Genomic DNA, 26493 nt, shown 5'->3' with positions numbered 1-26493 from the left:
AAACTCAGAACTTAATGCCACCCTGTTAACGCGTCAACGCGTTAACCTTCAACTTCCTTCTAAATACAACAACAAACCTGCTACCCGTACGGACACTTGTGTAACTCAACATGCTTCTCGAAATCTTCCCTGAAATATTTCAGCGCGCTTTGTAACGGTTCCATAGCGCCGGGCGCCAGGGCGCAGAATGTATTGCCGGGGCCCAGCAACTGCGTATGCATTTGCAGCATTTCCACATCTTCCGCGGTTCCGTGCCCCCGCTCGAGGCTCAACAACATTTTCTCCACCCAGGGCAATCCCTCGCGGCAGGGCGTACAGAAACCGCAGCTTTCCTGTGCGAAGAAATGTTGCAGGTTATGAACAAACCCAACAGGACAGGTTGCATCGTCCATCACCACCATTGTACCTGTGCCCAGCCTGCTGCCGGCTGCGGCCACAGAAACAAAATCCATTTTCACATCGAGGTGTTCTGTCGTAAGAAAATCGGTAGAGGCGCCACCCGGCAATACGCCTTTGAACCGGTAACCATTCTTCATACCGCCGGCATGTTCTTCTATCAGTTCGCGAACGGTTACGCCTATGGGTAATTCCCAGCAGCCGGGTTTGTTTACTTTTCCGCTTACGCCATACAATTTGGTGCCGCTGTCTTTGCCGTTACCTAAGCCTTTGAACCATTCGGCGCCGTTGTTCACTATATGCGGAAGATTACAAAGCGTTTCCACATTGTTTACAATGGTGGGTTTGCCATACAAACCACTCACCTGCGGAAATGGCGGTTTTGCCCGCGGTGTGGCGCGTTTACCTTCCAGCGCGTTCAGCAAGGCGGTTTCTTCGCCGCACATGTAACGGCCAACGCCGGTATGTAAATGCATTTCGAGGCTAAAGCCGCTGCCAAGGATGTTCTTTCCAAGGTAACCAGCGGTATATGCTTCATGTATGCTTTTGCGAAGCAGTTGGGCAGCTTTTTTATATGCCCACCTTAAAAAAATATAGGAGATATCGGCCTGTATGGCATAGGCGGCCAGGATCATGCCTTCGATCAACTGGTGGGGATTGCCTTCTAGCAGGAGCCGGTCTTTGAATGTGCCGGGCTCCATTTCATCGGCATTGGCAATAAGATATTTCGGTTGCGGTGCGTTTTCGCCCATGGGCACAAAACTCCATTTCATACCGGTATTGAACCCGGCGCCCCCACGGCCTTTCAGTCCGCTTTCCTGCACCAGTTTCTGTACTTCCTGCGGCGACATGCTGCCGATCACTTTCCGCAAGGCGGCATAACCGCCCGTCATCTCATACTCGCGGAGATCGAACGGCGGACAGCCCGGATGAATATATTGAGTTAACGGACGTTCCATAGTACGCTAAGTATACTTTTTTAAAATACAGTCAAGCATGGCAACGGTTACATCTTTGTACAGATCGTTATCGATCATTAACGCCGGCGCATGATCGCAACAACCAAGGCAGCAGTTGGGCAACAATGTAAAACACTGGTCGCCGGTAGTTTCGCCGAACTTAATATTCAGTTTTTCCTGCAGCGCGGTATAGAGGTCGCCATACTTCATTACATAACAGGAAATACTATCGCATAACAGGATCACGTGGCGGCCAACCGGTTTGCGAAAAATGAGATTATAAAAGGTGGCCACACTATCTACTTCGGCGGGGCTCATTTGCAGGTAGGCGGCTATTGCACCTACGCTGTCATCGCTGATCCAGCCGCGATGCTGCTGCACAATTTTCAGTGCTTCTATTACTGCCGCGCTTTTATACGGCACCTGCGCCACTTCATGATCGATGGCTGTACGCTCCAGATCGGTCAGGTACGGTTCGCCGGCAACTCCTGTCGTGTACAGAGCGGTGTTGTTTGCTTTACCTGTATCCTTTGTATTTAATTTTTGCGCAATCATCAATATTTATCATTTGGTTTACGGCAATCGTGAAACGGCAAACGTGAAAATCACTACAAGCTACAAGCTGCAAGCTGCAAGCGAATACAACCGAAAGCAAATACATACCTGCACTTGCATTTTGTATTTCCTTTATCAACTATATCACCTTTATCAACCATTCAACGTAACCCTGTCGACCGGTCAACTCATCAACTGATCAACTAGTCTCCCTCCTACCTATCAATATCTGCCAGCACAAAATCAATACTCCCCAGGATGCTTAAAAGGTCCCCAACTGTATATCCTTTGCTGATATAGGTCAGCATTTGCATGTGCGGGAACGACGGCGTGCGGATGCGCACACGATAGGCGGCCGTATTGCCATCACTGATACAGTAATAGCTATTGGCGCCCTTGGTGGCTTCAATACAACTCATGGCTTCACCGGCCGGTATCACCGGTCCCCAGCTCACATTCAAAAAATGCGTGATCAGCGTTTCTATATCCTGCATGGTGTATTTCTTCAACGGTGGCGTGGTCAACGGGTGGCTCGATTTATAATCACCTGCCGGCATATTCTCCAAACATTGCTTTACAATACGCAGGCTCTGGCGCATTTCTTCCACCCGTACCAGGGCACGGTCGAAACAATCGCCATTCTGTGCGGTGGGAATATCAAAATCAAACCGGTCGTAGCCGCTATAGGGTTGTTTTTTGCGCCAGTCCCACTCAAAACCGCAGGCCCTCAAACCCGGACCGGTTACGCCCCACTCGATGGCTTCTTCAAGCGTATATATGCCAATGCCTTTGGTGCGCGCCTTGAACAGGCCGTTCTTTATAACCATTTTTTCATACTCGCGGATCTTGGGCGGGAAATAATCAACAAAGTACTGAACGAGCTGTTGCCAGCCATTGGGCAGGTCCTGCGCTACACCGCCAATGCGGAACCAGTTGGGGTGCATACGGCCGCCACAGATGGCTTCTATTATATCGAATATTTTTTCGCGGTCGGTGAACATATAAAACACCGGCGATAACTGGCCCAGGTCCTGTGCAAACGTGCCAAACCAAACGAGGTGACTGGCAATACGGAACAGTTCGCATAACATAACGCGGATGGTCATCGCCCTATCGGGCATTTCGATCCCGGCGAGCTTTTCAACGGCAAGCAGGTAGGCAAGATTATTCATTACGCCGCCGAGGTAATCAACCCGGTCGGTATAAGGAATATAGGTATGCCAGCTTTGCCGTTCGGCCATTTTTTCGGCGCCGCGATGGTGAAAACCTATTTCAGTAACGGAGTCCACAATATTTTCTCCATCTAGTTGAAGAATGATACGCAGCACGCCATGGGTGCCGGGGTGTTGCGGACCAATATTGAGGAACATATAATCGGCATCATCGCCATGCTCTTTCAGTCCCCACTCTTCGGGTTTGAACCGCAGGGATTCCTGCTCGCGGTCCTGCATTTCATCGGTCAGCCGGAATGGGCCCATTTCGGTTGCCCTTGCCGGGTGCTCCTTACGTAAAGGATGGCCCTGCCAGGTGAGCGGCATCAATATGCGTGTTAAATGCGGATGCCCGTCGAACCGGATGCCGAACATGTCGTACACCTCACGTTCGTACCAGTTGGCATTTTGAAAGATGGAAGTAATGGAGTTTATGGAAGGGTATTCGCCACGCAGCGCAACCTTGATCCTGATGAATGCATTTTGTTCAAAAGAGAACAATACATACACTACGGTGAAATCGGCCATGGGGAGGCCATTAAAGCGATTGCGGTTGCGTTCATCGATACCAAAAAGATCGTACAGCATTTTAAACGACTGCGGTATTTCAGTCTTCAGGTACTGTATAACAGGTACGATCCTCTCCTTAGACACCCACAAAGTGAGTATTTCATCAACGGTTTGTTGCTGGTACTGAAGATCCGTTCCCAGCCGTTGTTTCAATTGTTGCAATATGGCATCAGCGTCGTCCATATACAGGTTTCTTGTTTATTGTTTTTTGTTTATTGTTTCTGAGATGCAGGCTCTCCGAAATAAATGGGACCGCCGCACAGAAAGAACTATAAACTACAAACCATAAACTTTAAACTCTTATATTTCATCTACTCCCTTAAAATTCACCATATTCATTCTTTCTTCCCGTTTGGTTTCCTTCATGGAAGAAAGCGTTGGTTTTATGATACCCTGTTCGCCTATGACCCAGCTTAGCGGACGTTTTTCTTTACCGACCGAATCGGCCAGCAATGTCAGTCCCTGAATAAACGCATCGGGCCGGGGCGGACAACCGGGCACATATACATCAACGGGCAGGAATTTATCAACCCCCTGCACTACACTATATATATCATACATACCGCCGCTGTTGGCACAACTGCCCATTGAGATCACCCAGCGCGGTTCCATCATTTGTTCGTGTAAGCGCTTGATGATGGGCACCATTTTTATAAATACCGTTCCGGCGATCACCATAACATCGGCTTCGCGTGGTGTACCACGGATCACTTCGGCGCCAAAACGGGCCACATCATATTTACTGGTTATACTGGTAGCCATTTCAACAAAACAACAGCTTAACCCAAAGTGAAATGGCCACATGGAATTTTTACGGCCCCATGCCAGCAATCCCTGCACCGTAGTAAGCATAATGCTTTGCCGAACGGCTTCTTCGAGACTGCCATTCCCCGATATATTACCGGTAGTATCACCCGCCTTGCTCAACCACCATTTCATAACTTTTGTTTATGGTTTATTGTTTGTAGTTTATGGTTGCTGCCGCGGTTTTAGGCTCGAAATTAATTTCGGGCTCGCGATCTAAAGAACAATAAACCATAAACCAAAAACTATAAACTTGTTTTCAAACTATAGTTTGTGGTTGCTGGCGCGTTTTGAAGCTGGAAATTAATTTCAAGCCTGCGCCTTAAAGAACAATAAACCATAAACCACAAACTATAAACTTTTCAAAAAGATATATTTAGCCAGTCAACTCCCTGTACCTCTTAAGCAGCTTCTTCGCGTTAATTCCTATATCCAGCGCGCCTATTCCCCATTCGTAGATCAATACCACTACCAGTTGAGCGATAAAGATAGCCGCGCCTATATACCCATACCAGCCGAGCTCGTAAAAGCCAAGCGCCCATAGAATAATGAACACTGCTTCAACGTCGAAAATCACAAACAACATGGCAACGAGGTAAAACTGGGCAGAAAAACGGAGGCGTGCAGATCCGGTTTGTTCTATTCCTCCTTCGTATGGTTTATTGGTAGCGCGGTCATGATGGTGTTGGCCCAATATATATGACAGGAACAGGATGGCGACGATCAGAAAGAGCACCACACCTGCGTACAATAGCAATGGCCATAATTGATTACTATGGATATCTGTTTCCGGCATAAGCATAATAATTCCATGAAGGGTGCCTATATAATTATATAAGCCTCCCTTCCACATCAAATAAAATCCCAGGCACCCGCCAAACAGCCACAACAGTACGATCAACAGATTGATTAACTGGTAATGTAATGTTCAAGACACTGAATAACGAAATCCTTCTGATCGATGATATATTTCACCAGATCACCGATTGAAACCAAACCAATTAATTCATTGTCTTCGAGCACAGGTAAATGACGGATATGTTTATCTGTCATCAATTGCATGCAGTATTCGATCTTAGTATCAGGAGTAACAAACACCGGGCTTTCGGTCATAATGTCCATAACCCTGGTCTCTTTTGAGGATCTGCCTTTTAATATTACTTTGCGGGCGTAGTCACGTTCTGTAAAAATACCATCCAGTTTACCGTTCTCTTCCAAAACAACCAGGGAACCGAGATTCTTCGTTTCCAGTGTTTCTAAAGCTTCGTATACGGAGCTCTCCGGACTTACCGTATATACCACATGTCCTTTAATTTGCAGTATATCTCTTACCGTATCCATGGTAATAGTTTTAAGAGCTATTATACTGTTAAGTTATCCATTTTTTATTAAATAAAAAATTAATCCCGGATTCCGGTTGGTGCCCGGGGTTTTGAGTTCTCTGCTTCTGGTTCCCCGGTTCATGGTTGTTCAGCGCCTGAATTACTGAACCTTTGAGCCCGGGTTCAATTTTGGGTTTGAATGCAAAAGGGTGAGCCACCCGCCAGTTGACGGGTCACTCACCCTTCCGGAACACTGCCAGACACAGTTATTGTATGGCGTGAAGCTGTAAGTCCGAAGCTTTCCCACCAGCCCTTGCCTCTACCACTCAGCTCCCGCGCTCTTGTATTCATTATCACATCATCAAATTATCACATTAGCTCTTACTCCCGTTTTACAAACCTCCGCACCGTATTGCCCTGTCCAATATTTGCAACAAATGCCAGGTAGTAAGTGCCGGCGCGGTAGTTTTGTAAACTGATCCTTACACGACTGGTATTTGGCGCCGGTGAAATGGTTTGCAGCAACTGATCGGCACTGTTATATAACTTTACTTCGCGCCATGCACCGCTGGCAAATGCAACGTCAACAAAATGTACTGCGGGGTTGGGTCCTACCCGCAATGCGATCTCCCGCACCTCAACTTTCCGGGTGCCAAGGATCTTTGACTGGCCGTCGCGATCGAACTGTGTTAAGCGGTAATAATTACTTCCCTGTTCAGCCGCTTTGTCGGTAAACGAATAATCAACCGGCTGGTTATTATCGCCCCTGCCCGCCACTGTGCCGATCACCGTATAATGCAGTCCGTCACTGCTTCTTTCCAGTGTAAAATGATCGTTGTTCACTTCCATGGCTGTGCTCCAGCTAAGTTTAACGATGCCGGCCGTTGCTTCTTCTGCTTTGAATTGAAGTAAGGTAACAGGTAATACAGAGAATACGTTACCGGGGAAAACGCCACTGCCTGCTGCCAGATTGAAAGCAGTTGCATCACTGCCCAACCAGTTTGCCGGATTGGCAATGGCAGTAAGCAATGTACTCTTAGTACCGGTAGTTGTGCCACCGTAAGCCATGTTATCGAATCCGTAATTGGCCGATCCCAATAAACCCGTGCCAACTGAAAGATTTAAAGTATTGGCTGTTAGGGCAACCGCCGTTACACCGTTTGTTAATCCGGGCGGAAGGTAAGACAGTACATCTACTGAAATGGCAGCGCCGCCTGTATACCAGGCGCCATTCGCGCCATAAGCAGTGTTCTGTCCCGTATTCAATGCATAAATAAATGTAGCCCCGGTAGCGGTACCTGAAGTTCCCTGGTATACAATTAGCTGGTCGCCAAAATTGCTAAATCCAAAAGGTGTTGAAGGGTTTCCCAATTGCCCCGATACGCCTGCTGTGGAGCCATTGATTGTAGTATTGGTTCCATAAACAACCGTGCCTCTTGATATCAAAGACTGTACTATATAGGTCAGAAAGCCATCACTTGAACTTGGGGCTCTGAAATTACCGGTAGAAGCATCATATCCATTATCAGTAAAAATGATGCTGGTACCCGCAAGAATATCTGTCATTGCCAAAAAAGCCCATTTCTGGTTCGGATATGATTCATCGGAATTCCAGCCTAAAACAACAATATCCCCGGGCGTTAAAATGGTTTGCGCCTTTAAGCCAGGCCAGCAACCCAGCAAGAGCAAACAGGTACATACAATGTATACATTGTGTAATTTCTTTATCATAACCTGATGTTTTCAAAAATTATTTAAATAACCGACCTTTCAAAAAGCCATATTTCGCTGCAAACCGGCCGGGCATTAAAACACCATTAAGCATAAGGGTATGTATGTGCAGGACCTCGTTATTGATGCATGAGATCAGAAAATTGGTGGAGGTGTCGAGTATAGTGCCGGGAGTATGTGGCATCAGTCCATTCGGTAGTGCGGGCTCGGCATCGGCGATCCGCACTTCGATACCGTTGTAAGAAGTTATTGCGCCATTGTTCCAGGGATTACAGGCTTTAACCAAATTGCAGATAGCAACGGAGTTCATTGCCGCCCAGTTAATACAAAGATCACCAGCCGCCGGCCCGGAAAAATATAAAGCCTGCTGTTCATCCTGCTGTTCTACGGCAACAGCCTTGTTCTGCCGGTGCAATGCCAGCAGGTGTTCCACCCCTTCTACGAGGTAATGGCTCATTAACTGATGCACATAACCGAAACTGAAGAATGGCTCATTCCTGTATTCTTTTATCCAGGCAATGGCGCCTGCATCGATCCGTTCGCTGATGCAGTGAATAGTGATAGCCAGTGAAGGTGATCCATTCTTCAATTGCCAGAATACAGGGTTGGGTCCCCTGTACTCCGGCAAATGACCAAAATGCACATTATAAAGAACGGGTATAAAAGTATCGAACCGTTTAAGACGAATGATCTCACTATAGCCGATTACAAAAATGACATCAGGGCGTTGTTCGTTTACCCAGTCGTACAATAACCGGCCACTGCTCTTTTCATGTGTACAGGGAATTCCTGCACCTGCACAAAAAGCGGCAACTGTACCTTTTTCATTAACGGTCTGTTCTGCAGAAAAGACAACGATATCCCTCCCGGCAGATAGCAGGTAATGCAAAAGCGGTAAACAAATGGTAGAATTTGAAACAATGCCTGTTCGCATATTTTTTTACAGGCACAAATCAGATCATCCTTAATTCCGGGATGGGAATAAACCCACTAAGCAAATGATATAGTTCAAACATAACGAGGGCTGGCGGTTTTCATGGGGCATGCTGCTGCCGGCAACACTAATGCTATTTACGGCCAGTGTTGCCGTAGGCGTACCATTATAAGTATTTACGGGTATTGTGTCACCGCCGTAGGTGGCATTTGACATGGCCAGGTAATTGTTGTTTGCGGTATCCGTATTGGCCGTACTGCCACTTACTTCAACTAAATGGTTGTGAGCAGGCATTTGACTCTGGATCAATGAAACGGTTTCTACACCCAGTGACTGCCCTAATGGCCAGGCACTCAACCCAGGGCCCTGTCCCTGACCAACAGGTACGCGGCCCCGAAGATCGGGCAATGCAAATGTAGTTCTCCCATCGCCACCATAGGTAGTACCGAGAATAGAGAACAAAGCAGTATTCTGTGCAATATTCATTAGTTGTCCCTGGCAAAGGGCCCAGCCGCGGGGAGCGAAGTTGCCGGCAAACAATATAATGCTGCCGATGTAAGCATTGTCCATGAAAGGAAGTTTAATGGTGAGTAAATATGGTGTTTAAAATTAGGACAATTTAATATACAAACTCCACCTGGAAACTTGATAATGGTCATGTTTTCACTTATCTGTTAGTGTTTGAACGGCAACAACCCAACAGCATATTTGATCTTGGTCAAATTCGAATACACAAAACGGCTTTGAATCATAAAGCGTATAACTTCATACAAAACCATCAACATGAAAAAGTTTTGCTCACTACTATTAATTGCCGGCGCAATAGCTTTTATTACGTCGTGCCAGGATGCCGCTACTGAAAAAACCGGCGACAATACAATAGCCGATTCATCCGAAGCATTCGATATCGGCAAGGCAAGGTCATGGATAGACAATGACAATGCGAAATTTATGGATGAAGTAAAAAAGGGCGACTCCAACGCATTGGCCGCACACTATAGCCCTGATGCCTGGCTGATGTTCGACAACGTTGAACCTGTTCAGGGTGCGGGTATCGCTTCAGCCTGGGGCGGCGCCATAAAATCAGGAATGAAAGAGTTGAAACTAACGACCCAGGACCTTACCGGTAATGCCGAACTGCTGGTTGAAACAGGCATGTTTGAAGTTATTGGCAACGGTAATAAAACGCTCGACAAAGGCAAATATATTGTGGTATGGAAACCGGAGAACGATGGCTGGAAAATTTACCGCGATATCGGTAACAGTAATCTGCCGGCGCGCAGGTAGTTATAAACAAACAGCAAGAGATCAACGGGCAGCCGGAAACGAACTGCCCGTTTTGTTTATCCGTCAACTTGCCAACACACCTCCTAATTATTTAGCAAAATCGTTTTTTATCTGGTAAAAAACCCATACTTTCAAAGTAAAATAAGAACGAACCCTTTCCTTATAATGTATGTTTGCCGGCGCCGGTTCATATAGCGACAATGATTTGTCCCTGCAACGGGATGGTATGGCTGCGTTTGAAGCGCTGTATAAAAAGTACTGGTACCAGTTATATTGTGTAGCCTGTAAATACACCGCTTCGGGCCCCGACGCAGAAGAACTTGTACAAAACCTGTTCGAAAAGATCTGGCGAAACCGCGCCAGTTTGCAGGTGAAGAACTGGGGCGCTTTTCTCACCATTTCACTCAGAAATATGGCCGTAGACTTTCATCGCCAGCAGGCGGTAAAAGACAGGTTCATTCAAAACTATCAACAGCCGGCAACCACCAGCGATGGTGAAACCGGCATCGACCAGGAACAACTGATGGTACTGATAGAAACGCACCTGCATGAACTGCCCGAAAAAACGCAAACCATTTTCAAACTAAGCCGATACGAACACAAATCGGTAAAGGAAATTGCCGGTCATATGCAGCTCACCGAAAAAGCGGTTGAATACCACATTACCCGTTCGCTCAAACTGCTGCGCCGCCACCTGCGCAATTATCTAAACACTTATTTCTCTTTATTATAAGCTGCTTTAGGGCCGCACCCGAAAAAATTTCTTTGTCAACCTTTAGGGATACGGTAATTCTTCCCGTCATATAATAAACACCGTAATTGAGCCAGTCGAACTTCGATCACTTATTGCAGCAATACCTGGCAGGCGAATGCACTGAAGAAGAAGAAATGCTTGTGCTCGAATGGTACAAAAGCCTGACCGCCAACAGCGACCTGCACTTATCACCAACTGAGCGGTCGCTGATAGAAGCAAGACTGTGGCAAACCATTAAAAGCAATGTAGCGGATCAGCCGGCCATGCAACCAGCCAGGGTGAAACCAATTACCGCCCGCAACTGGTTCAGGACAACCGCCGCCGCAGCTGTAGTAACGTTGATCGTCACCGCCATTGTATTGTATCGCCAACCATCTGGTAAAAACAACCAACTGACAATGGTGCTGCCACAAGTGGGTTATGACAGCCTGGTAAATTCAACCGGCACAGAACGTAAGTTCATGCTGGGCGACAGTACCCTTATCACCCTGCAACCCGGGGCCGTAATATATTACCCCGCTGCATTTACCTTATCAACCCGTGATGTGTACTTACATGGAAGCGCCTTTTTCAACGTGCACCACAACCCGCAAAAACATTTCAAAGTGCACATGAACAACGAGCTTACCACCGAAGTGCTTGGCACCAGTTTTAACATCACACAAAACAAAACCGACTGGAATGTGGAAGTGGCAGTTGTAACCGGAAAAGTGCTTGTGTACAGGGGAGCGCAGGATGATAATGCCGAAGCAAACAGTACTGGCCGCGTGCTATTGACCCGTAATAAAAAAGTAACGTTCAACGCCGAACTGAATCAACTGATCACGAGCATTGTAGACAATCCCCTGCCCCGCCCGGATTCAAAAATACAGGCAGGTGCAGGCAGTCAGCCAATCAAACAGCAATTTGTATTTGAAGAAGCATCATTGCTGAACGTATTGCAAACACTGAGCGATGCATATGGCATAATGATCACCACCAACAATGCACAAATTGCAGAATACCATTTTACCGGCGACCTGTCAAAATACAGCCTGTTCACCCAACTTGATATCATTTGTAAATCAACACAAACTACATACGAAATAAACGGTTCACAAATAATCGTAAAAGAAAACCAAAACCAGTGATCTAAAGGCGCTGCGATTACAATAAACAAAAGCTGTTAAACCGGAAATACCGGGCCTCGCGCGGTATGCGCTATGCTGTATCATGCGGCCGGGCCTGCTATTGCCTTCATTAAACCAACTACTGCAAACCTAATTATTGAATGAAAAAACTGTCACTATGAGAAAAGAACGATTGCGATTGCCGATCATCGCCCGCTTCCTGCTATGGCAACTGGCATTGGTAATTATCTGCAGCAATACGGTGCAGGCCAATGCGCAGAACATCCTCGACAAAAAAGTAAACCTGAGCATGGACCAGGTTGAAGTAAAAAAATTGCTGCGGGAAATTCAACGCCAGACAGGCGTATCCTTTATTTACAGCAGCGACATCATTAACCTGAACAAAAAAGTGTCGTGCCGGCTGGTAAATAAAAAGCTCGCCGAACTTTTCAGCAACGTGTTATCGCCCGTGGGCATTTTATTCAGCATCATTGACGATAAACAGATCCTGCTGTACAATGCGCCCACCGGTCAAAAAAAAACAATGGAACAGGCCGGTTATGGAACACCAGCCCCCGCCATAATCGTAGAGGGCCAGGTACTGAACGACAAATCGCAGCCAATACCGGGTGTAACGGTAATGGTACGCGGGGCGGCAACAGGAACGGTTACCGATCGCGAGGGACGTTTTTCATTGAACGTTCCTTATGCAGAAGCAACGCTGGTATTCTCTTTTATCGGTTACCAGTCGCAGGAAGTAGCCCTGCAGGGACGTAATACGGTAACCATAACGTTAAAGGAAGATGCGCAAAACCTGAAAGATGTGGTAGTGGTTGGCTACGGAACGCAAAAAAAGATGACGGTCACCGGCGCGGTAGCGGCAATTTCATCAAAAGAATTACAGCAAAGCCCAACCGCCAATTTAACCAATGCGCTGGCAGGCCGCCTGCCGGGTTTGAATGTAAACCAGTTTGCCGGTGGTGAACCCGGCGTTGACATCAGCGACATTTACATTCGGGGTATCGGTACTTATGGCAATGCAAGGCCGATCGTAATTGTAGATGGGGTGGAAAGATCATTGAACTACCTGAGCGCCGATGAAATAGAGAGCTTTACCATTTTGAAAGATGCGTCGGCAACCGCTGTTTTCGGTGTACGCGGCGCCAACGGCGTAATAGTAATCACTACCAAACGCGGAAAGGCATCGGAAAAAGCGACGCTGAACTTCAAGATCAGTGACGGCATCAACACCCCCATTCATTTTCCCAAATACCTGGGCTCGGCCGATTATGCCATGCTGTTCAACGAGGCCAAAATAAACGATAACCCGGGTGTATCGCCCGGTAACCTGAACCTGTTCACCGACGAACAAATAGAAAACTACCGCAAAGCCAAAGGCGATAACAGCGATGGCCTCGGTTACAATATAGATTACTTCGATTTTGCCTTTAAACCCGGTTTTCAGCAGGATTATAGCTTAACCATTCAGGGTGGCAGCAACAAAGCCCGCTACTTTATAATGGGTAACTATTTTCAGCAGAACGGGAATTACCGGCAAACCATCAGCGATCCTTATAAAACACAAGCCATCTTCAAACGGTATAATTTCCGTTCGAATGTAGATGTAGACATTACCAATTCCTTATATGCCACATTAATTTTGGGCGCCCGCCTTACCGATCGCAATGCGCCCGGCACTACGGCCAACCGCGTAATGGAGATCGCCAATACGCAACCGCCCATTTATCCCATCGTTGTGGAGTCGAACGACAATGCCGCCAATCGCGTACATAACGTAAACTTCCCGAACGGGATGCTGTTCGGTACGCAAACCTATCGGTTCAATATGCTGGGCGAGCTGTCGAAAACCGGTTACCTGAACCAGCGCGTAAACTATCTCGATGGAACGTTCATTATGGGTTACAAACTCGATGCGCTGACCAAAGGATTGAAGTTTGAAGGCATGTTCTCCTACGACCGGCAGGGAGGCTATTGGGTTACCCGCTCAGTACCTACCGAATCGCAGGGTTACCGCGTTTATCCCGGTTATGCTACATTTTACCCAACAGACGGGGTGGATGTTTATATGAAAGCAGGCCATTACACAGGAGCATACAGCACGCCGCGCCGGTCGACAGACAATACACTCGGCAACAGCTTTTCACGTGATGATGAAATTGGCCGTACCTATTACCAGCTCAAACTCGACTACCTGCGAACATTCGGCAAACACAATTTGTCGGGACTGATACTGGCCAACCGCTCTATCAGGATCAAAAATAATGAAGTGCCGTTCTGTTACCAGGGTATTTCGGGCCGCATAACCTATAACTACGACCAGCGCTATCTCGCCGAATTCAATATGGGTTATAATGGTTCTGAAAACTTTGCGCCTGGCAGCCGTTATGGTAAATTCCCCGCAGCCTCTATTGGCTGGGTAATAAGCAATGAAAGCTTTATGGAGCGCACCCAGGGCTGGCTCGACATGTTAAAGCTGCGCGGCTCATTTGGCCTGGTAGGCAACGACCAGGCTGGTTCCAACCCAAGCGATAACCGTTTTGGCTACCTGCAGTTCTATAACAATTCAGGCGACGCATACAATTTCGGTACGCAGAACAACCAGAACCCCGGCGGTATTCGCCCGGGCCGGCTGGCCAACCCCATTCTTACCTGGGAAAAAGCACGCAAGATAAATATGGGTATCGATCTCGAGCTGTTACGCAGACGGCTTACCATCACCGTAGATATGTTCCATGAACATCGTTACGATATCATAACCGATCTCAGCGGGGCCGACAAACAGGGTTTCCCTTCGCTTGTAGGAACAAGCGCCCCCCTGCTGAACGTAGGTATAGTGAACAACCGGGGAATCGACTTTGAAGTTTCCTGGAGCGACAAGATCGGCAGCAACTTCACCTATACGGTAAGACCCAACTTCTCATTTGCCCGCAATAAGATAGCATACCAGCGCGAAGTAATGCGCAGCTTTCCCTGGCAATATCGTACAGGACTGCCGGTGGGACAACCTTTCGTATATCTTTTCGATGGTTTTATCAACAACCAGAAAGAAGCTGACGACCTGAATACCATGAACAATGGAACCGGTTTTCAGAAATGGGGCACTGTAATGCCGGGCGATGTAAAATATGTTGATATAGATGGCGACAACCAGATCACCGATCTGAACGACCGGGTGGCAAGAGGGTATCCCCGTGTTCCGGAAATTCAGTTTGGTATTCCCATCAGCTGCCGTTACAAATCGTTCGACGTGAGCATCCTGTTCCAGGGAGCTACACATACTTCATTATTGCTGGGCGGTCCGGCCACCTACGACTTCCCGTTATATCAGAATGATGAAGTAGGAAAAGTAAAACCCATGCACCTGCAGCGGTGGACCCCTGCCACAGCGGAAACAGCCAAATTCCCGGCACTGCATTATGGCAAATACGACAACAATAAACAATACTGGAGCAGCCTGTTCCTGTACAACGCCCAATACCTGCGGCTGAAAAATTTTGAGGCAGGTTATTACCTGCCAACGAAGTGGATGAAACGGGCCGGTTTGCAACGCACCCGTGTATACGTACAAGGTATGAACATGCTCACCTTCGACAATTTAAAAACGGTTGACGTTGACCCCGAAACCAACGACCCCAATGGCAACTGGTACCCAATTATGAGAGTAATAAACTTTGGAGTAGACATTACTCTTTAAAGAATGTAAGAAGGCATCGAGGTATACACAGGCAGGTTGAAAAGTTAACAAGCCGACATATTGACAAGGGGAAAACCACATCATGCCATTACAGTCAAAATCAAAAAGTTCAGCACTAAAAATTGAGAACTAAGAACAAACTCATTTTTATGAAAACAAAAATATTCAATCCATATATTTTCATCGTAATACTCCTGTTGGGTTGCAAAAAAGATTTCCTCGTTCGCAAACCCGATGACCAGATGACCGAAGCACAGGTGTTTGCCGATTATGAAAAAGTGAACAAGCTGGTTACCGACCTGTACAGCGATCTGCATTCCCGCGCGCGCGGGCTGGCATTTCTTCAGCACTTTTCATTAAGCGCCATTACCGATGAGTGCCGCGGCTCTACTGTAGAGAACGGGCAGTCGCGCACATTCAATACCGGTGGCTGGAACCCCAGCGAACAACCGGGCAGCGGTTATAAATGGGCCGACATTTATTCCACCATCCGCATTTCGAACCTGATCATTTCGGGGGTGAGAAAATACAGTACGCCCGATAATCCGCTCAACAAAGGCGACCTCGACATCAGACGGGGTGAAACCTATTTTATGCGTGCCTGGTATCATTACCTGGCAGCGCGGTTGTATGGTGAGGTTCCCTACATCGATTTCATTGTTGACCCCAATGGCGATTTGGGCATTGCACAGGAAACATTTCATTCGGTGGTAGAAAAGATCAGCGCCGATTGCGATTCAGCCATCGCCCTGCTACCGGTTAACCAAACCGATCCGCAATTTGCCCGGGCAGAGAAAGGAACGGCGCTGGCATTGAAAGCGATCGTACGTTGGATGGCCGCCACCCCACTCTACAATGGCGGCATACTGCCCAATGATACGCGCAAAGGAAAAAGCAGTTACCACACACGCGATAACAAACGCTGGGAAGCAGCCCGCGATGCGGCCAAAGCGGTGCTTGACCTGCGATCGGAAAACGGACAACTTCGTTACAACCTGTATACCGGTTATGGCACCAATGATTTTGTTTCGGGCAGCAACAACAAGGTATACTCACGTCTATTTCAGCAGTTCTACGATTTCAATGCATTCAAACAGGAAGGCATTTTCATGAATATGAACGACAAGTGGGAAGCCTGGCAGGGTGATAATTATCCACCTTCAGAGGGCGGCGGTTCGCGCCAGCAACCGGCGCAGGAGCAGGTAGATGAATACGAATATATTGCCCCGGACGGTTACGGTTACCCGGTATATGATGCACGCGCAGTTGCCGATGGGTATGACGATGCGAACCCATACGAAAGCGTAAAACGCGATCCCCGTTTTTACCGCGACGTAATTTATCATGGTTCATCTTTCAGAAATGCAGTAAGAAATACAGCTACCGGTTCCGACAAAATAGGCGCTACCAATTCAACCACTACCGGATATTTTTTGCGCAAGTTCTATCGCGAGGATTACCGCCCCGGTAACGGCGTCTCCTTTCAAATTCATTATCCGCTGATCCGCCTGCCCGAGATCATGCTGATCTATGCAGAAGCCCTGAATGAGACCGGCGGTTCTGCCGACGAGATCTTTACCATGCTGAATACCATCAGGCAGCGGGCTTTTATGGCGCCGGTTCCGCCAGCGGTAAAAGGCGATAAAGACAAGACAAACGAATATATTCAACGTGAACGCCGGGTAGAATTTTTCTTTGAGAACAAACGCTGGTTCACAGCACGTTTATACCTGGAACCCAGCAGTACAACCCAGCTAACCCGGGAACAGGCCTGGCAATCGGCAGGGAGCGACAATGATACCCGCTCACGGAATTTCTGGCCCTATCCCAAATGCCAGCGCATGGTAAACGGCATGAAACCGGTTGAAGATCCCAATGGAAAAATAAACATAGGCGGAAAGACATACAGGATGGAACGGTTCTATGTGGCCACCTGGGTTTTTGTGTCGCCCACGCATTTTTTCTTTCCTGTTATGCAGGATGAGCTGATCAAAAACCCGGTATTGCAGCAGGCTCCGGGATGGTAAACATTGGGAATGAAAAATTAAGTATCAGAAATGTAAAGTAAAAACACTTGAACCAGAAGATGCTATTCTGGTTTAAGTGTTTCTGTTTTTACTATACATGCAAGCAAAACCAAAATCAAAGCGATGGCATTGGCAATTGTGCGAATGCTGTGCAAGCGGTTCCAGGGTTTTTCAAATAATTCTCTTTGCTGATGAAGCAGGCCGGCCGACGAAGACTGCAACTGAAAACCATCGAGCGCATTGTTCAACGGTACATTGCCCAGTACGGTAACCCCAAAAGTACCGATTGTATAAACCAGTGTTGCGGCCAGCAACAGGTAAAACCGGGTAGTTCCCTGATTACTGTATTGCAGCCAGGTGGCGGCGGGCAACAGGAACAATGTTCCCATAAAGCTCATAAAGAATAAGGGATTCAGGATCTCGCGGTTGATCGATTGCATAGCAGCCAGGTATCCGGCATCGGGCAGTTTGCCCAGTCCGGCATTTACCGAACAGGAATAGGAATAAAAAAGCCCGGCAATAAGTGCAGTAGTAAAAGCGGCGATCAGTAATGCGATATTTGCAAAAGTCATTGGACGTGGTTTTATATTATTGTTGAAAATATTTTTTTATCAGTGTCAGCGCTTCTGCATCGACGATGGTGGTGCCGATGCGTGGCATTCTTCCTTTTGTCATCAGGTTTATAATGCGGTATTTTTTGTTTTCAATGCGGGTATCGGCCAGCGGTATTTCCCAGCCAAAACGTACAGATGAAAGGGCGCAGGAACCTTTATCGTTATGACAATGCGCACAATTCATTTCCAGGTATGCCCGTACCCTTTCCGGGATAGTATGCTTTTCATTTTGCCAGTCGGGCAATGAAGAGAAAGCAGCCGGATCAACAGGGCTCAACACACCTGCATTCTGTAAATATTGTAATTGATTTAGGGTAGCATTATTCCGCACTACGTTCCGGTTGAGGTTCCGCATCTTAAATCCGGCCGGCAACAGCAAATTATTACTCTTATGACAGGAAGCGCAATCTTTCGGTGCTGGTATACGGTAAGTAATATTGCGGGTATTTGCATTTTCATCGATCCATGAAACAGCCGTTGTAGCGCCTTTGCTTACCAGCACGGCATCGGTTTGCGCTTCATTCCATACATAGGTGCCAGCCAGCCACTGGCCATTATATTTCACCAGCAGCCTGGTCTCGATAAGCCGTTTACCTTTGGAGATATTTCTTTTATCGTTAAAGTAATAGAACGTTTTAACCAGGATGGTACTATCGGGAAAATGGGGCAGCCCATCATTCACCGCTACGATAGTTTTACTGGCGGGCAGTTTTATCAGGCGTTGTTTTTCGGCATAATCGGTGAACAAACCGGTTGACAGTTCGTACAACTGAAAGCCATTACCGGGGATAAGCGCAACCGGTTCGCCTGCGAATATTTTATAATCTGAGATCCTTGGCAGCAACATGCGGTCGTATTGAGCGGTACTTGCGCAGTAGGCGCTTCCGGCGAGATATACAGCAGCTATAATGGCGGTTACAAGTAAAATGGTAACTATAATTATCCGTTTCATAATAGGGATGGTTATTATGAAACCAAAATTATATGGCCGAAAAGCCGGAAAATAGAAGAAAACCGACATGGGACGGGACGAGGCTCAATGATTTGTTTTTTAGAGGATTGGAAGTGTAAGGAAGTAATAATAAATGTAGATGATTTATTTTTTATTTCCCAAAAGAAACCAATTATTGAGAACTAATGTCATGGTTATTTTCATGATTTAATCTGCCTGGTGGCTAATGGTTACATTTCTTTAAATTTAGCAACTTCCAACATTCCTTTCTTACCGTTTTTTCACCTTTTATGGAACAAACTACCACCTGGAAGAAGCAAGATGCGCCAAAGAGTTTGCGTTTTCACGAACCTGTTACGGAGATATTGATGACATGAATTTTCTTTCGATAAATTTGTCTTTCAATACAAGAAATGAAACATAAAAATGACCAAACAGTTCCTATTGTTCTCACAAATGGACAAGGACGAGTTTACAACTGCGGAACGATGACTGCTATTTTTAAAGCAGACGAAAATGAAACCAGCGCAAAATATAGTATTTCAGAATGGTGGTTAGCGCCAAACTCCGACGGGCCGGGACCACATGCCCACGAAGAAAACGACGAAGTATTTTATGTGCTGGAAGGTACAGTGTCGTTCCTTGTTGGCGATCAATGGATAGATGCTGACAAAGGAACATTTTTAAGAATTCCTGCAAAAACAACCCATGACTTCAAAAACAAAACCGGCAATAAAGCTGGAGCATTAAATTTCTTTATACCTGGCGGCTTTGAAAGGAATATGCCTTCTATTGTGAAATGGTTTGAAGACAACAAATAACGGAAGAAAATAGCTTAATGAACTTCTGAAGTTATACCGATACTACAAAGTCTTTATGATGATTTTTACGACATCAAACTGCATATTTATAAGGCAACAATAAATATTTGCAATATGGCACTGGACATTCAGAGGTTCGAATATCTGGTAGAGATAAAAAAAAAGCCCTGCAATGCAGGGCTTTACCTATTCTGTGGGAGTTGACGGGCTCGAACCGCCGACCCTCTGCTTGTAAGGCAGATGCTCTGAACCAACTGAGCTAAACTCCCTTATAGTTATCTACTAACTTTCAATACTTTAGAGCTGTTTTCCCAAACTTTCCTTTCTCTTCGCTGCCCTTATTCCGTTTTGGGAGTGCAAAGATAAGGCTTGCCACATTTCCGCCAAATTTTTTTTCATTGATAATGAACATTTTTCCTCATTTTTTTGAAAGGAACCCGGCTCGGCTAAAAAGCTATAAATTGCATTAGCCCCGGAACGGGATCATTGTTACATCTTACCTGTATAAGCTTCCCAACATGGATTATCGTATTGTTCTTCCGCCTGAAAATTTGCGGCCTTTCGTCCGGTACTTTTGGGTACTGGAAAATAATGGTAATGCCGGTTCCGTTGAAACGTTCAGTCCCCTCGCCGATGGCAGTCCCGGTATCATGTTTCAGCCACCCGATAAGGGAACATTCTATCTGGAAGATCAAAAACAATTGCCTTCTGTTTTGTTGTACGGACAAACCATTCAACCGGCGAAGATGATCCTGTCGGGAAAATTGAACACGATCGGAATTTGTTTACAACCACATGCCCTGCAATCGGTTTTTGGCCTCGATGCAAATGAGCTTACAGGAACCTGTGTCGACATGGGCCTTGTTCAGCATAAAAAAGAAAAAAATTTACTGGAAAAGCTGATGGGCGCCACCACTATTGAAGAACAGATCAATTTATTTTCTTCCAGCCTTAGCAATTCTGTTCAACATACCGGCGATAAGCAGGATGCCATTACAAAATTTGCCGTAACAGAGATCTTCCGCGGCAAAGGAGCAGTTTCATTCAATGCGCTGTTGAAGCAATTGCAATTGAGTGAACGCACGCTCGAGCGCCGGTTCAAACAATCGATCGGGGTTTCTGCCAAATTATTTTCCCGCATCTGCCGCTTCCAGGAATCGCTTAACCAGCTTAGGAAAAATAACTATCAAAAGTTATCTGATATCGCTTACGAGAATGGCTATAGCGACCAGTCACATTTCATTCGCACGTTCAGGGAATTTACCGGCGTGTCGCCTTTCGATTATAAAAAACAGTTGAATGAAGTAGCCGAGAATTTTCCAAAGGTAAAAGAGGAATGACCTGAAAAGAAAAAAGGTCCTCTGTAGAAACAGCCGACCTCTAACGATTGCTTGCCATATGAAAAAAAAGGTAAAATCTGATTTGAAGTGAAGCATTTCGCTTCATGGTAGCTTCTGCGCTTTCTCTCTCTTTTTACCGTGCTACCGTTGTTGATGATGTAAAAGTACAGCGCGCCGGGAACATGGCATAACCCACTTTTACGCTTTTTTATTATGCCTAACCCTGCTATACAATTGCAAAACCCGCCACCAGAGCGATTTTCAGAAGATTTCATCAATGATCGCAACCGCTGCCGGGCAGGATGGTACAGGACAGCCTCCAATTGACCAAAAGGCAACAGACAATAGCCAATTTGAACACGCGTAAGATTCTATGCGGCTAAAACAGAAACTTTTATATTAGCCAACTAAAACCCCGTCATATGAATACAGCTGAATATATTGATAGCATCGTCTTTGATTATGTTGAAACCTGGAGCTTTAACCGGGAACCGGAAGAGAAGCAGGTGAACGCCGAATATGAACAGGTAAGATCAATTGAGGACATTGAAGAAAGGCTAACTGCTTATACCGTATTGGAGCGAAAATATGCTGTATTGATAAATGACGCGGGACAATTTCATCCTTTTGCGAAAAAAATAAACACATTCAAAAGCGATCACCCTCTTTCAGCCAGGTTAAAGCAAGTTTTACAAACACCAATTGAACAAAAATTCAGCTTGTTGTGTGCCCCGGTTTACCGTGATGCACTTGTATTTTATGATCATAAAAACAATGTGGTATCTAACCTTAATATCTGTTTTGCGTGCATGTACATGTATGCAGCGCCACATCAGGATATAAAGGCCGATTATAAAACCTATGACTGGCTGAAAACGCTGTTGCTTGAAAACGGGCATGAGATCGAAAATCGGGAATACTCTATAATTGCAGATGTTGAAAAGATGAAGCAGAAACTGAGAAAAAAATAAAAAAGGAAAGAGATCATTTAGCATTGCACCAGTGATGCGGTGAACCGCAAATACGCATGCCCATTGCCGGCAATCCGATGGCTGAATTACCATTCGTTGTTCCCGATTTAACAATGGCGCAATGGCACTTTTTTGTATTTCACACACTTTATTTATTCTATATGAATCATTTACGTAAAAACCACCCATTATTAAAAACCAATAAAAGCGCTTGCTGCGGCACGGGTATTTTTATAAATTTGTAACGGATTAAACCATAGTATATGGCTTTTGATGGATCTGTTAAACCACTTTACGAAGAGGAAACCGATGTGCTCACCACGCTGGATGAGCCATATAGCCTCATCGTATGGAATGATGAGGTGAATACGTTTGAATGGGTTATTGAAACCCTGGTTGAAGTATGCGGCCATTCTACCGAACAGGCTGAACAATGCGCTTACATCATCCATTTTCAGGGTAAGTACGCCGTTAAACAAGGCTCTTACGATGAGCTGAAACCTCAATGCGATGCCATTACCGACCGCGGCATCGGCGCCACACTGGAAGTACTTGCCTGAAAATTCAGCGCAAATTCCCGCTAACCTTTGCCTGCCATCTGCCCACAACAGTAATCGGGCGCTTTGACCCAAACCACATTTCTCTTTTTATTATTTTTACGGCAACCAACCACGCCCGGCATGCCTCTATTTGCTTTGGATAACGAGATCATTTTTCCCCCGGTTCACCTGGCTGAACCGGATGGATTGCTGGCTGTTGGCGGCGATCTTTCTACCGAACGTTTATTACTGGCGTACCGCCAGGGCATTTTTCCCTGGTATGAAGGTCAGCATATCCTTTGGTGGTGCCCCAATCCGCGTTTTATTTTAACGCCCCCCACCCTGAAAGTGAGCAAAAGCATGAAACAACTGCTCAAACGCGAAACATTTACTTTCACCATCGACAAAGCTTTTACTGAAGTCATCAATAACTGCAAAAGCATCGACCGGCCCGGACAAAGCGGTACCTGGATCACCAACCAGATGAAAGAAGCCTACATTCGTTTACACAAGCTCGGCGTTGCCCACAGTGCTGAAGTTTGGCAGAACGATGAACTGGTGGGCGGTTTGTACGGCATAAGACTGGGAAAGGTTTTCTTTGGCGAAAGCATGTTCAGCAAGGTCAGCAATGCAAGCAAATATGCCTTCATCAGCTACGTAAAACAACTGGAAAAAGATGATGTACAGCTGATCGATTGCCAGGTATATACCGAGCACCTCGAAAGCCTGGGCGCGCATATGATCTCAAGGGAAGATTTTGTTCAGTTACTGCAGTTGCTGATCGAAGAATAAACTAAAAAGGGAGGCCTCCTGTTGAAGACACTCCCTTTGCATAAATTCCCGGTTAATTACGTGTAGCCTTACTTTTCATAAGTAACTACCGTATAATGTTTCAGGGATGTAACTTTCAGCTGATCATTTTTCACATACACTTTTTTGTACTCCCGAAACTGATTATTGTTATCCATAAAACCTACGATACAGGAGTACTTGTCCTCCCCTTTTTGTATAACAGGTTTTGGCGTTACACCCATATTGGGCAAATACAATGTATCGTCGCCTTCCAGCTCTTCATACTTACATTTCATCAGGTACTGAAAAGTTTTAGGCGTTTCATACAGCTTTACTGAAAAATACCAATCGTTTAACGGATTGGACGTTTTTTCCTTATGCTCCGCTATTGGTTCCTCATTCACCGTTGTGCGATACAGTGGAATTTTTTCAACCGGTGGCGCCTTGATAGCGGGCGGCGTTTTTTCTGCCGTAGCGGCTTTAGCAGCTGCTTCATTGTTGGGTGCTGTCTCACGACACCCTGCTGCGAGCAAACAGCATAGTAACAGATTGCGTCTTTTCATAGTGTGGGTTATTTGTACAAAAAATATGTAAAAAAAATTACCTGAAAAAGAATGCCGCCAAATGTTTCACAACTTTAATACCAAAGTGGTTTAATATTGACCAACGGTCATATATATGTTGGAAATGTACGTAGCCGGATGGTAATTACCGAAGGAGGGAATGGTGAATGGTGAATGGGCAATGGGCAATGGGCAATGGGCTCGCGAAAATTCGCCTGTGCGAATATTGCGAAACCGCCTCAGGTTTTATATTTTCCCGTTCGCTGTATTCATTATCAAATTATCACATTATCCAAAATTCACCTTTTTACCAGGATACTTTTCTATGAATTGATATACCAATCCCCGTATATAATCATTTTCAGGATATCTTGTGAGGTAGGTTTTCAATTCTTCCCTGTTGGTAATGCCTACGCCGGCGGGAATATAACCCATACCATAAAACTTGCCTTTCTCCATCAATATGCAGCTATGTTCATCGCGCTCATTGCCGGCATCGACCACCGCAAAGGTAGGCAGCCATTCTTCCAGCCATTGCAATGCTTCATTCACCCGGTGGTTATACGTATCAACGGCTTCCTTATGCTCACAGGCGCCCAAACAAACCACTTCGCCACCTGGCGAGCACGGTCCCGGTGCGGTTTGCATAAAGCATAATTTCGGACAAAGATTAAACCGCTCTATCAACCGGTTGATGAGCCTATGCCCTTCTACCAGCAAATTGAACGTATACAACGGCGCCATGTGTTTTTTCTTTTTGTCGATAGCCAGCCGCATATAACCGCTGCTGTCTTCAAACATGTATAAACCGTAAGCATGTTCAAACCGCTTCTGACTGCTGTTGAACTGAGGCCATAACCGTTTTATCTCCACGCTTTCGAGAATGAATGCCATCAGTTCCGTACTGCACGACTGATACGTAATGCTGTAAATATTCCGCAGAAAATCCTGCCGCTGTTTACCCGATCCGTTATGTGTAAAATGACTGCTTACGCGGTATTTCAGGTTCTTCGCCTTGCCCACGTAAATAACCTTCCCGGTTTGGTTATGGAAATAATACACCCCGGGCGTATACGGCAATTGAGCCACCTGTTCCTCAGGCAAATTAGGCGGCAGCGATTGTTCCTTCGCCCCGCGTTTTATAAACTGTTGAATATGGGGCTTCGCATTATTTTGCAGTAAATGCTCGAGCAGGCGAACAGTGGCATCGGCATCGCCCCCGGCGCGGTGCCGGTTTTGAATAGTAATACCGAAATAACGGCAAAGGTTGCCCAAACTGTAAGATGGAATGCCGGGAAAAACTTTTTTTGAAAGCCGTACCGTGCAAAGTTTATTTGTAGTAAGCTCGTACCCCGCGGCGCTGAAATGATGTTTCAGAAACGAGTAATCGAAGTTTACATTATGGGCCACGAAGATCCTTCCCTGCAACAACTCATATAATTGCGGCGCCAGCTCTTCAAAGGAAGGCGCATCACTCACCATTTCATTGGAAATGCCCGTCAATACCTGAATATAGTATGGAATGGTACGAACCGGCCGTACCAGGCTTTCGAACCGGTTTATAACAGATTGCCCGTCGTGCAACACAATAGCGATCTCGGTAATATCGTTATTGGCAGCGTACCCCCCGGTAGTTTCTATATCAACTATAGCGTACATAGATTGATGGTAAAGTTACAAAGAACCACCGGAAGACGATGCCGGAAAACTAAAAAAAGTAGCAAGAAGCTGGAAGTAAGAAATCACAACCAATTGAATTTCTTTACTTTACTAAAAAACTTCCCATACCTCGCTTAGTTCATATTCCGACTTCGGTAATCCTACCCCATGAGTGTTTAATCCGACCCGCATTGTTAAACCTCAAAAAATCCGTTGACTATGCAAAAATTTAACTTGCATCAATCAGGGGAGAAACGCACCGTTGTAGCAGTAGTTGTTCTGTTCTTTGCTGCACTGGTACTGTTTTCTTACTGGTTCACACAGGGCTGATTTTTCGTTCCATCTGAAGTAGTTTCTTTAGTATGAAGCACGAAGAATACAGCTGAATAACAACGATATGCTAAAAGCCACCCTGTCAACCCCGGGGCCATCCTGCGTTTAGCCATATCGTGAGCACTCCTTCTTTTGTGCTTCATACTTTCTGTCACCTTTTCCCCATCCTGGCGACTAACGTTATAACTTTCAGCCCTTAATAGTGTATTTTTTACCCTCATGTACCCCCGTATTTTTCACATTTTTAACGCCGATATTTGCAGCTTTAACGGCTGTGTATTACATTTGTAGTGGCTATTATCAATTGCGTGGAATTTTATCTAACTGGTTTATATCCTTCCTGAATCACCACGGCTTTAGTTTACAATCTTTACAATACCCTTTACTTCGTAAGCCTGTGAAAACCGATTGCATGATCGTACTACGTACTTAACATTTAAAAAACAAACGTAGCGTATGAAAAAGTCAACACAACATTTCCATCTGGGCGAAAACGGTAAAGTTGCATTACTTGCATTAGGTTTTCTCAGCTTTA

23 protein-coding genes and 1 tRNA gene are annotated in these 26493 nt (G+C 45.9%); 10 read left to right on the top strand and 14 right to left on the bottom strand.

What is annotated here, in order from left to right:
• Positions 1-80: 80 nt before the first annotated feature.
• The 9 genes from nuoF to A4R26_RS19020 form a co-directional block, all read right to left on the bottom strand.
• Positions 81-1355: an NADH-quinone oxidoreductase subunit NuoF gene (gene nuoF / locus A4R26_RS19060; protein WP_081166571.1), complete on the bottom strand. Its 1275-nt coding sequence runs from the start codon at positions 1353-1355 to the stop codon at positions 81-83.
• 6 nt (positions 1356-1361) lie between these two features.
• Entirely contained in the window at positions 1362-1910 is a 549-nt protein-coding gene (gene nuoE, locus A4R26_RS19055; RefSeq protein WP_081166568.1) for an NADH-quinone oxidoreductase subunit NuoE, read from the bottom strand.
• Between the two features lie 215 nt (positions 1911-2125).
• Positions 2126-3874: an NADH-quinone oxidoreductase subunit C/D gene (nuoC, locus tag A4R26_RS19050; protein WP_081166563.1), complete on the bottom strand. Its 1749-nt coding sequence runs from the start codon at positions 3872-3874 to the stop codon at positions 2126-2128.
• A gap of 117 nt (positions 3875-3991) precedes the next feature.
• On the bottom strand, positions 3992-4630 hold the full coding sequence (locus A4R26_RS19045) for an NADH-quinone oxidoreductase subunit B (RefSeq protein WP_081166559.1): 639 nt from the start codon (positions 4628-4630) through the stop codon (positions 3992-3994).
• Between the two features lie 241 nt (positions 4631-4871).
• Entirely contained in the window at positions 4872-5396 is a 525-nt protein-coding gene (locus tag A4R26_RS19040) for an NADH-quinone oxidoreductase subunit A (protein ID WP_242674955.1), read from the bottom strand.
• An 8-nt stretch (positions 5397-5404) separates the two neighbouring features.
• On the bottom strand, positions 5405-5836 hold the full coding sequence (locus A4R26_RS19035; protein ID WP_081166555.1) for a CBS domain-containing protein: 432 nt from the start codon (positions 5834-5836) through the stop codon (positions 5405-5407).
• 362 nt (positions 5837-6198) lie between these two features.
• Positions 6199-7548: a T9SS type A sorting domain-containing protein gene (locus tag A4R26_RS19030; RefSeq protein WP_081166551.1), complete on the bottom strand. Its 1350-nt coding sequence runs from the start codon at positions 7546-7548 to the stop codon at positions 6199-6201.
• Positions 7549-7567: 19 nt separating this feature from the next.
• The gene (locus tag A4R26_RS19025) at positions 7568-8482 is read right to left on the bottom strand and encodes a methionyl-tRNA formyltransferase (RefSeq protein WP_081166540.1); all 915 of its coding nucleotides are present in this window, start codon (positions 8480-8482) and stop codon (positions 7568-7570) included.
• A 30-nt stretch (positions 8483-8512) separates the two neighbouring features.
• A complete protein-coding gene (locus tag A4R26_RS19020; RefSeq protein ID WP_081166536.1) occupies positions 8513-9052 on the bottom strand; it encodes a phage tail protein in 540 nt (179 codons plus the stop codon).
• A 213-nt stretch (positions 9053-9265) separates the two neighbouring features.
• Here A4R26_RS19020 and A4R26_RS19015 point away from each other — a divergent pair, with 213 nt between their 5' ends.
• The 5 genes from A4R26_RS19015 (at position 9266) to A4R26_RS18995 (ending at position 17374) form a co-directional block, all read left to right on the top strand.
• Positions 9266-9769: a YybH family protein gene (locus A4R26_RS19015; protein ID WP_081166532.1), complete on the top strand. Its 504-nt coding sequence runs from the start codon at positions 9266-9268 to the stop codon at positions 9767-9769.
• 226 nt (positions 9770-9995) lie between these two features.
• Positions 9996-10502 (top strand): RNA polymerase sigma-70 factor, encoded by a 507-nt coding sequence (locus tag A4R26_RS19010; RefSeq protein ID WP_165760331.1) that lies wholly within the window; start codon positions 9996-9998, stop codon positions 10500-10502.
• An 86-nt stretch (positions 10503-10588) separates the two neighbouring features.
• Positions 10589-11653, top strand: a complete 1065-nt coding sequence (locus A4R26_RS19005; protein WP_133054729.1) for a FecR family protein — start codon at positions 10589-10591, stop codon at positions 11651-11653.
• A 157-nt stretch (positions 11654-11810) separates the two neighbouring features.
• Positions 11811-15347, top strand: coding sequence for a SusC/RagA family TonB-linked outer membrane protein (locus A4R26_RS19000; RefSeq protein WP_081166521.1), 3537 nt, complete (start codon positions 11811-11813; stop codon positions 15345-15347).
• 149 nt (positions 15348-15496) lie between these two features.
• Complete coding sequence (locus A4R26_RS18995) at positions 15497-17374, top strand: RagB/SusD family nutrient uptake outer membrane protein (protein ID WP_081166517.1); 1878 nt, start codon at positions 15497-15499, stop codon at positions 17372-17374.
• 62 nt (positions 17375-17436) lie between these two features.
• On the opposite strand, the gene A4R26_RS18990 is transcribed toward A4R26_RS18995, so the two are convergent.
• Both A4R26_RS18990 and A4R26_RS18985 read right to left on the bottom strand, forming a co-directional pair.
• Positions 17437-17946 carry an anthrone oxygenase family protein gene (locus A4R26_RS18990; protein WP_081166513.1) on the bottom strand — a complete coding sequence of 170 codons (510 nt, stop codon included), beginning with the start codon at positions 17944-17946 and terminating at the stop codon, positions 17437-17439.
• 16 nt (positions 17947-17962) lie between these two features.
• A complete protein-coding gene (locus A4R26_RS18985) occupies positions 17963-18940 on the bottom strand; it encodes a hypothetical protein (RefSeq protein WP_133054728.1) in 978 nt (325 codons plus the stop codon).
• 413 nt (positions 18941-19353) lie between these two features.
• Between A4R26_RS18985 and A4R26_RS18980 the strand changes: the two genes are divergently transcribed.
• Positions 19354-19761, top strand: a complete 408-nt coding sequence (locus A4R26_RS18980; protein ID WP_081166506.1) for a cupin domain-containing protein — start codon at positions 19354-19356, stop codon at positions 19759-19761.
• 194 nt (positions 19762-19955) lie between these two features.
• On the opposite strand, the gene A4R26_RS18975 is transcribed toward A4R26_RS18980, so the two are convergent.
• A tRNA-Val gene (locus A4R26_RS18975) sits at positions 19956-20030 on the bottom strand.
• A 249-nt stretch (positions 20031-20279) separates the two neighbouring features.
• Here A4R26_RS18975 and A4R26_RS18970 point away from each other — a divergent pair.
• From A4R26_RS18970 to aat, 4 genes are all read left to right on the top strand, one after another.
• The gene (locus tag A4R26_RS18970; RefSeq protein WP_081166502.1) at positions 20280-21101 is read left to right on the top strand and encodes a helix-turn-helix domain-containing protein; all 822 of its coding nucleotides are present in this window, start codon (positions 20280-20282) and stop codon (positions 21099-21101) included.
• Between the two features lie 422 nt (positions 21102-21523).
• Entirely contained in the window at positions 21524-22072 is a 549-nt protein-coding gene (locus A4R26_RS18965; protein ID WP_081166498.1) for a hypothetical protein, read from the top strand.
• A 263-nt stretch (positions 22073-22335) separates the two neighbouring features.
• Positions 22336-22632, top strand: a complete 297-nt coding sequence (locus tag A4R26_RS18955) for an ATP-dependent Clp protease adaptor ClpS (RefSeq protein WP_081166490.1) — start codon at positions 22336-22338, stop codon at positions 22630-22632.
• A gap of 120 nt (positions 22633-22752) precedes the next feature.
• The gene (gene aat / locus A4R26_RS18950; RefSeq protein WP_081166485.1) at positions 22753-23403 is read left to right on the top strand and encodes a leucyl/phenylalanyl-tRNA--protein transferase; all 651 of its coding nucleotides are present in this window, start codon (positions 22753-22755) and stop codon (positions 23401-23403) included.
• Positions 23404-23471: 68 nt separating this feature from the next.
• Here aat and A4R26_RS18945 read toward each other — a convergent pair whose 3' ends face one another.
• Complete coding sequence (locus A4R26_RS18945; RefSeq protein WP_133054727.1) at positions 23472-23966, bottom strand: hypothetical protein; 495 nt, start codon at positions 23964-23966, stop codon at positions 23472-23474.
• A gap of 288 nt (positions 23967-24254) precedes the next feature.
• Positions 24255-25625: an exonuclease domain-containing protein gene (locus A4R26_RS18940; RefSeq protein WP_081166475.1), complete on the bottom strand. Its 1371-nt coding sequence runs from the start codon at positions 25623-25625 to the stop codon at positions 24255-24257.
• Positions 25626-26493 lie beyond the last annotated feature (868 nt).

The sequence above is a fragment of the Niastella populi genome (assembly GCF_002078015.1).
Lineage (GTDB): Bacteria > Bacteroidota > Bacteroidia > Chitinophagales > Chitinophagaceae > Niastella > Niastella populi.
The sequence above is the reverse complement of the archived record's forward strand: the minus strand, read 5'-3'. Positions and strand labels throughout refer to the sequence as shown.

What these genes read in the sequence shown, in the direction of transcription:
- nuoF (WP_081166571.1), bottom strand. Translation starts at nt 1,355, where the DNA reads ATGGAACGTCCGTTAACTCAATATATTCATCCGGGCTGTCCGCCGTTC.
- nuoE (WP_081166568.1), bottom strand. Translation starts at nt 1,910, where the DNA reads ATGATTGCGCAAAAATTAAATACAAAGGATACAGGTAAAGCAAACAAC.
- nuoC (WP_081166563.1), bottom strand. Translation starts at nt 3,874, where the DNA reads ATGGACGACGCTGATGCCATATTGCAACAATTGAAACAACGGCTGGGA.
- A4R26_RS19045 (WP_081166559.1), bottom strand. Translation starts at nt 4,630, where the DNA reads ATGAAATGGTGGTTGAGCAAGGCGGGTGATACTACCGGTAATATATCG.
- A4R26_RS19035 (WP_081166555.1), bottom strand. Translation starts at nt 5,836, where the DNA reads ATGGATACGGTAAGAGATATACTGCAAATTAAAGGACATGTGGTATAT.
- A4R26_RS19030 (WP_081166551.1), bottom strand. Translation starts at nt 7,548, where the DNA reads ATGATAAAGAAATTACACAATGTATACATTGTATGTACCTGTTTGCTC.
- A4R26_RS19025 (WP_081166540.1), bottom strand. Translation starts at nt 8,482, where the DNA reads ATGCGAACAGGCATTGTTTCAAATTCTACCATTTGTTTACCGCTTTTG.
- A4R26_RS19020 (WP_081166536.1), bottom strand. Translation starts at nt 9,052, where the DNA reads ATGGACAATGCTTACATCGGCAGCATTATATTGTTTGCCGGCAACTTC.
- A4R26_RS19015 (WP_081166532.1), top strand. Translation starts at nt 9,266, where the DNA reads ATGAAAAAGTTTTGCTCACTACTATTAATTGCCGGCGCAATAGCTTTT.
- A4R26_RS19010 (WP_165760331.1), top strand. Translation starts at nt 9,996, where the DNA reads ATGGCTGCGTTTGAAGCGCTGTATAAAAAGTACTGGTACCAGTTATAT.
- A4R26_RS19000 (WP_081166521.1), top strand. Translation starts at nt 11,811, where the DNA reads ATGAGAAAAGAACGATTGCGATTGCCGATCATCGCCCGCTTCCTGCTA.
- A4R26_RS18995 (WP_081166517.1), top strand. Translation starts at nt 15,497, where the DNA reads ATGAAAACAAAAATATTCAATCCATATATTTTCATCGTAATACTCCTG.
- A4R26_RS18990 (WP_081166513.1), bottom strand. Translation starts at nt 17,946, where the DNA reads ATGACTTTTGCAAATATCGCATTACTGATCGCCGCTTTTACTACTGCA.
- A4R26_RS18985 (WP_133054728.1), bottom strand. Translation starts at nt 18,940, where the DNA reads ATGAAACGGATAATTATAGTTACCATTTTACTTGTAACCGCCATTATA.
- A4R26_RS18980 (WP_081166506.1), top strand. Translation starts at nt 19,354, where the DNA reads ATGAAACATAAAAATGACCAAACAGTTCCTATTGTTCTCACAAATGGA.
- A4R26_RS18970 (WP_081166502.1), top strand. Translation starts at nt 20,280, where the DNA reads ATGGATTATCGTATTGTTCTTCCGCCTGAAAATTTGCGGCCTTTCGTC.
- A4R26_RS18965 (WP_081166498.1), top strand. Translation starts at nt 21,524, where the DNA reads ATGAATACAGCTGAATATATTGATAGCATCGTCTTTGATTATGTTGAA.
- A4R26_RS18955 (WP_081166490.1), top strand. Translation starts at nt 22,336, where the DNA reads ATGGCTTTTGATGGATCTGTTAAACCACTTTACGAAGAGGAAACCGAT.
- aat (WP_081166485.1), top strand. Translation starts at nt 22,753, where the DNA reads ATGCCTCTATTTGCTTTGGATAACGAGATCATTTTTCCCCCGGTTCAC.
- A4R26_RS18945 (WP_133054727.1), bottom strand. Translation starts at nt 23,966, where the DNA reads ATGAAAAGACGCAATCTGTTACTATGCTGTTTGCTCGCAGCAGGGTGT.
- A4R26_RS18940 (WP_081166475.1), bottom strand. Translation starts at nt 25,625, where the DNA reads ATGTACGCTATAGTTGATATAGAAACTACCGGGGGGTACGCTGCCAAT.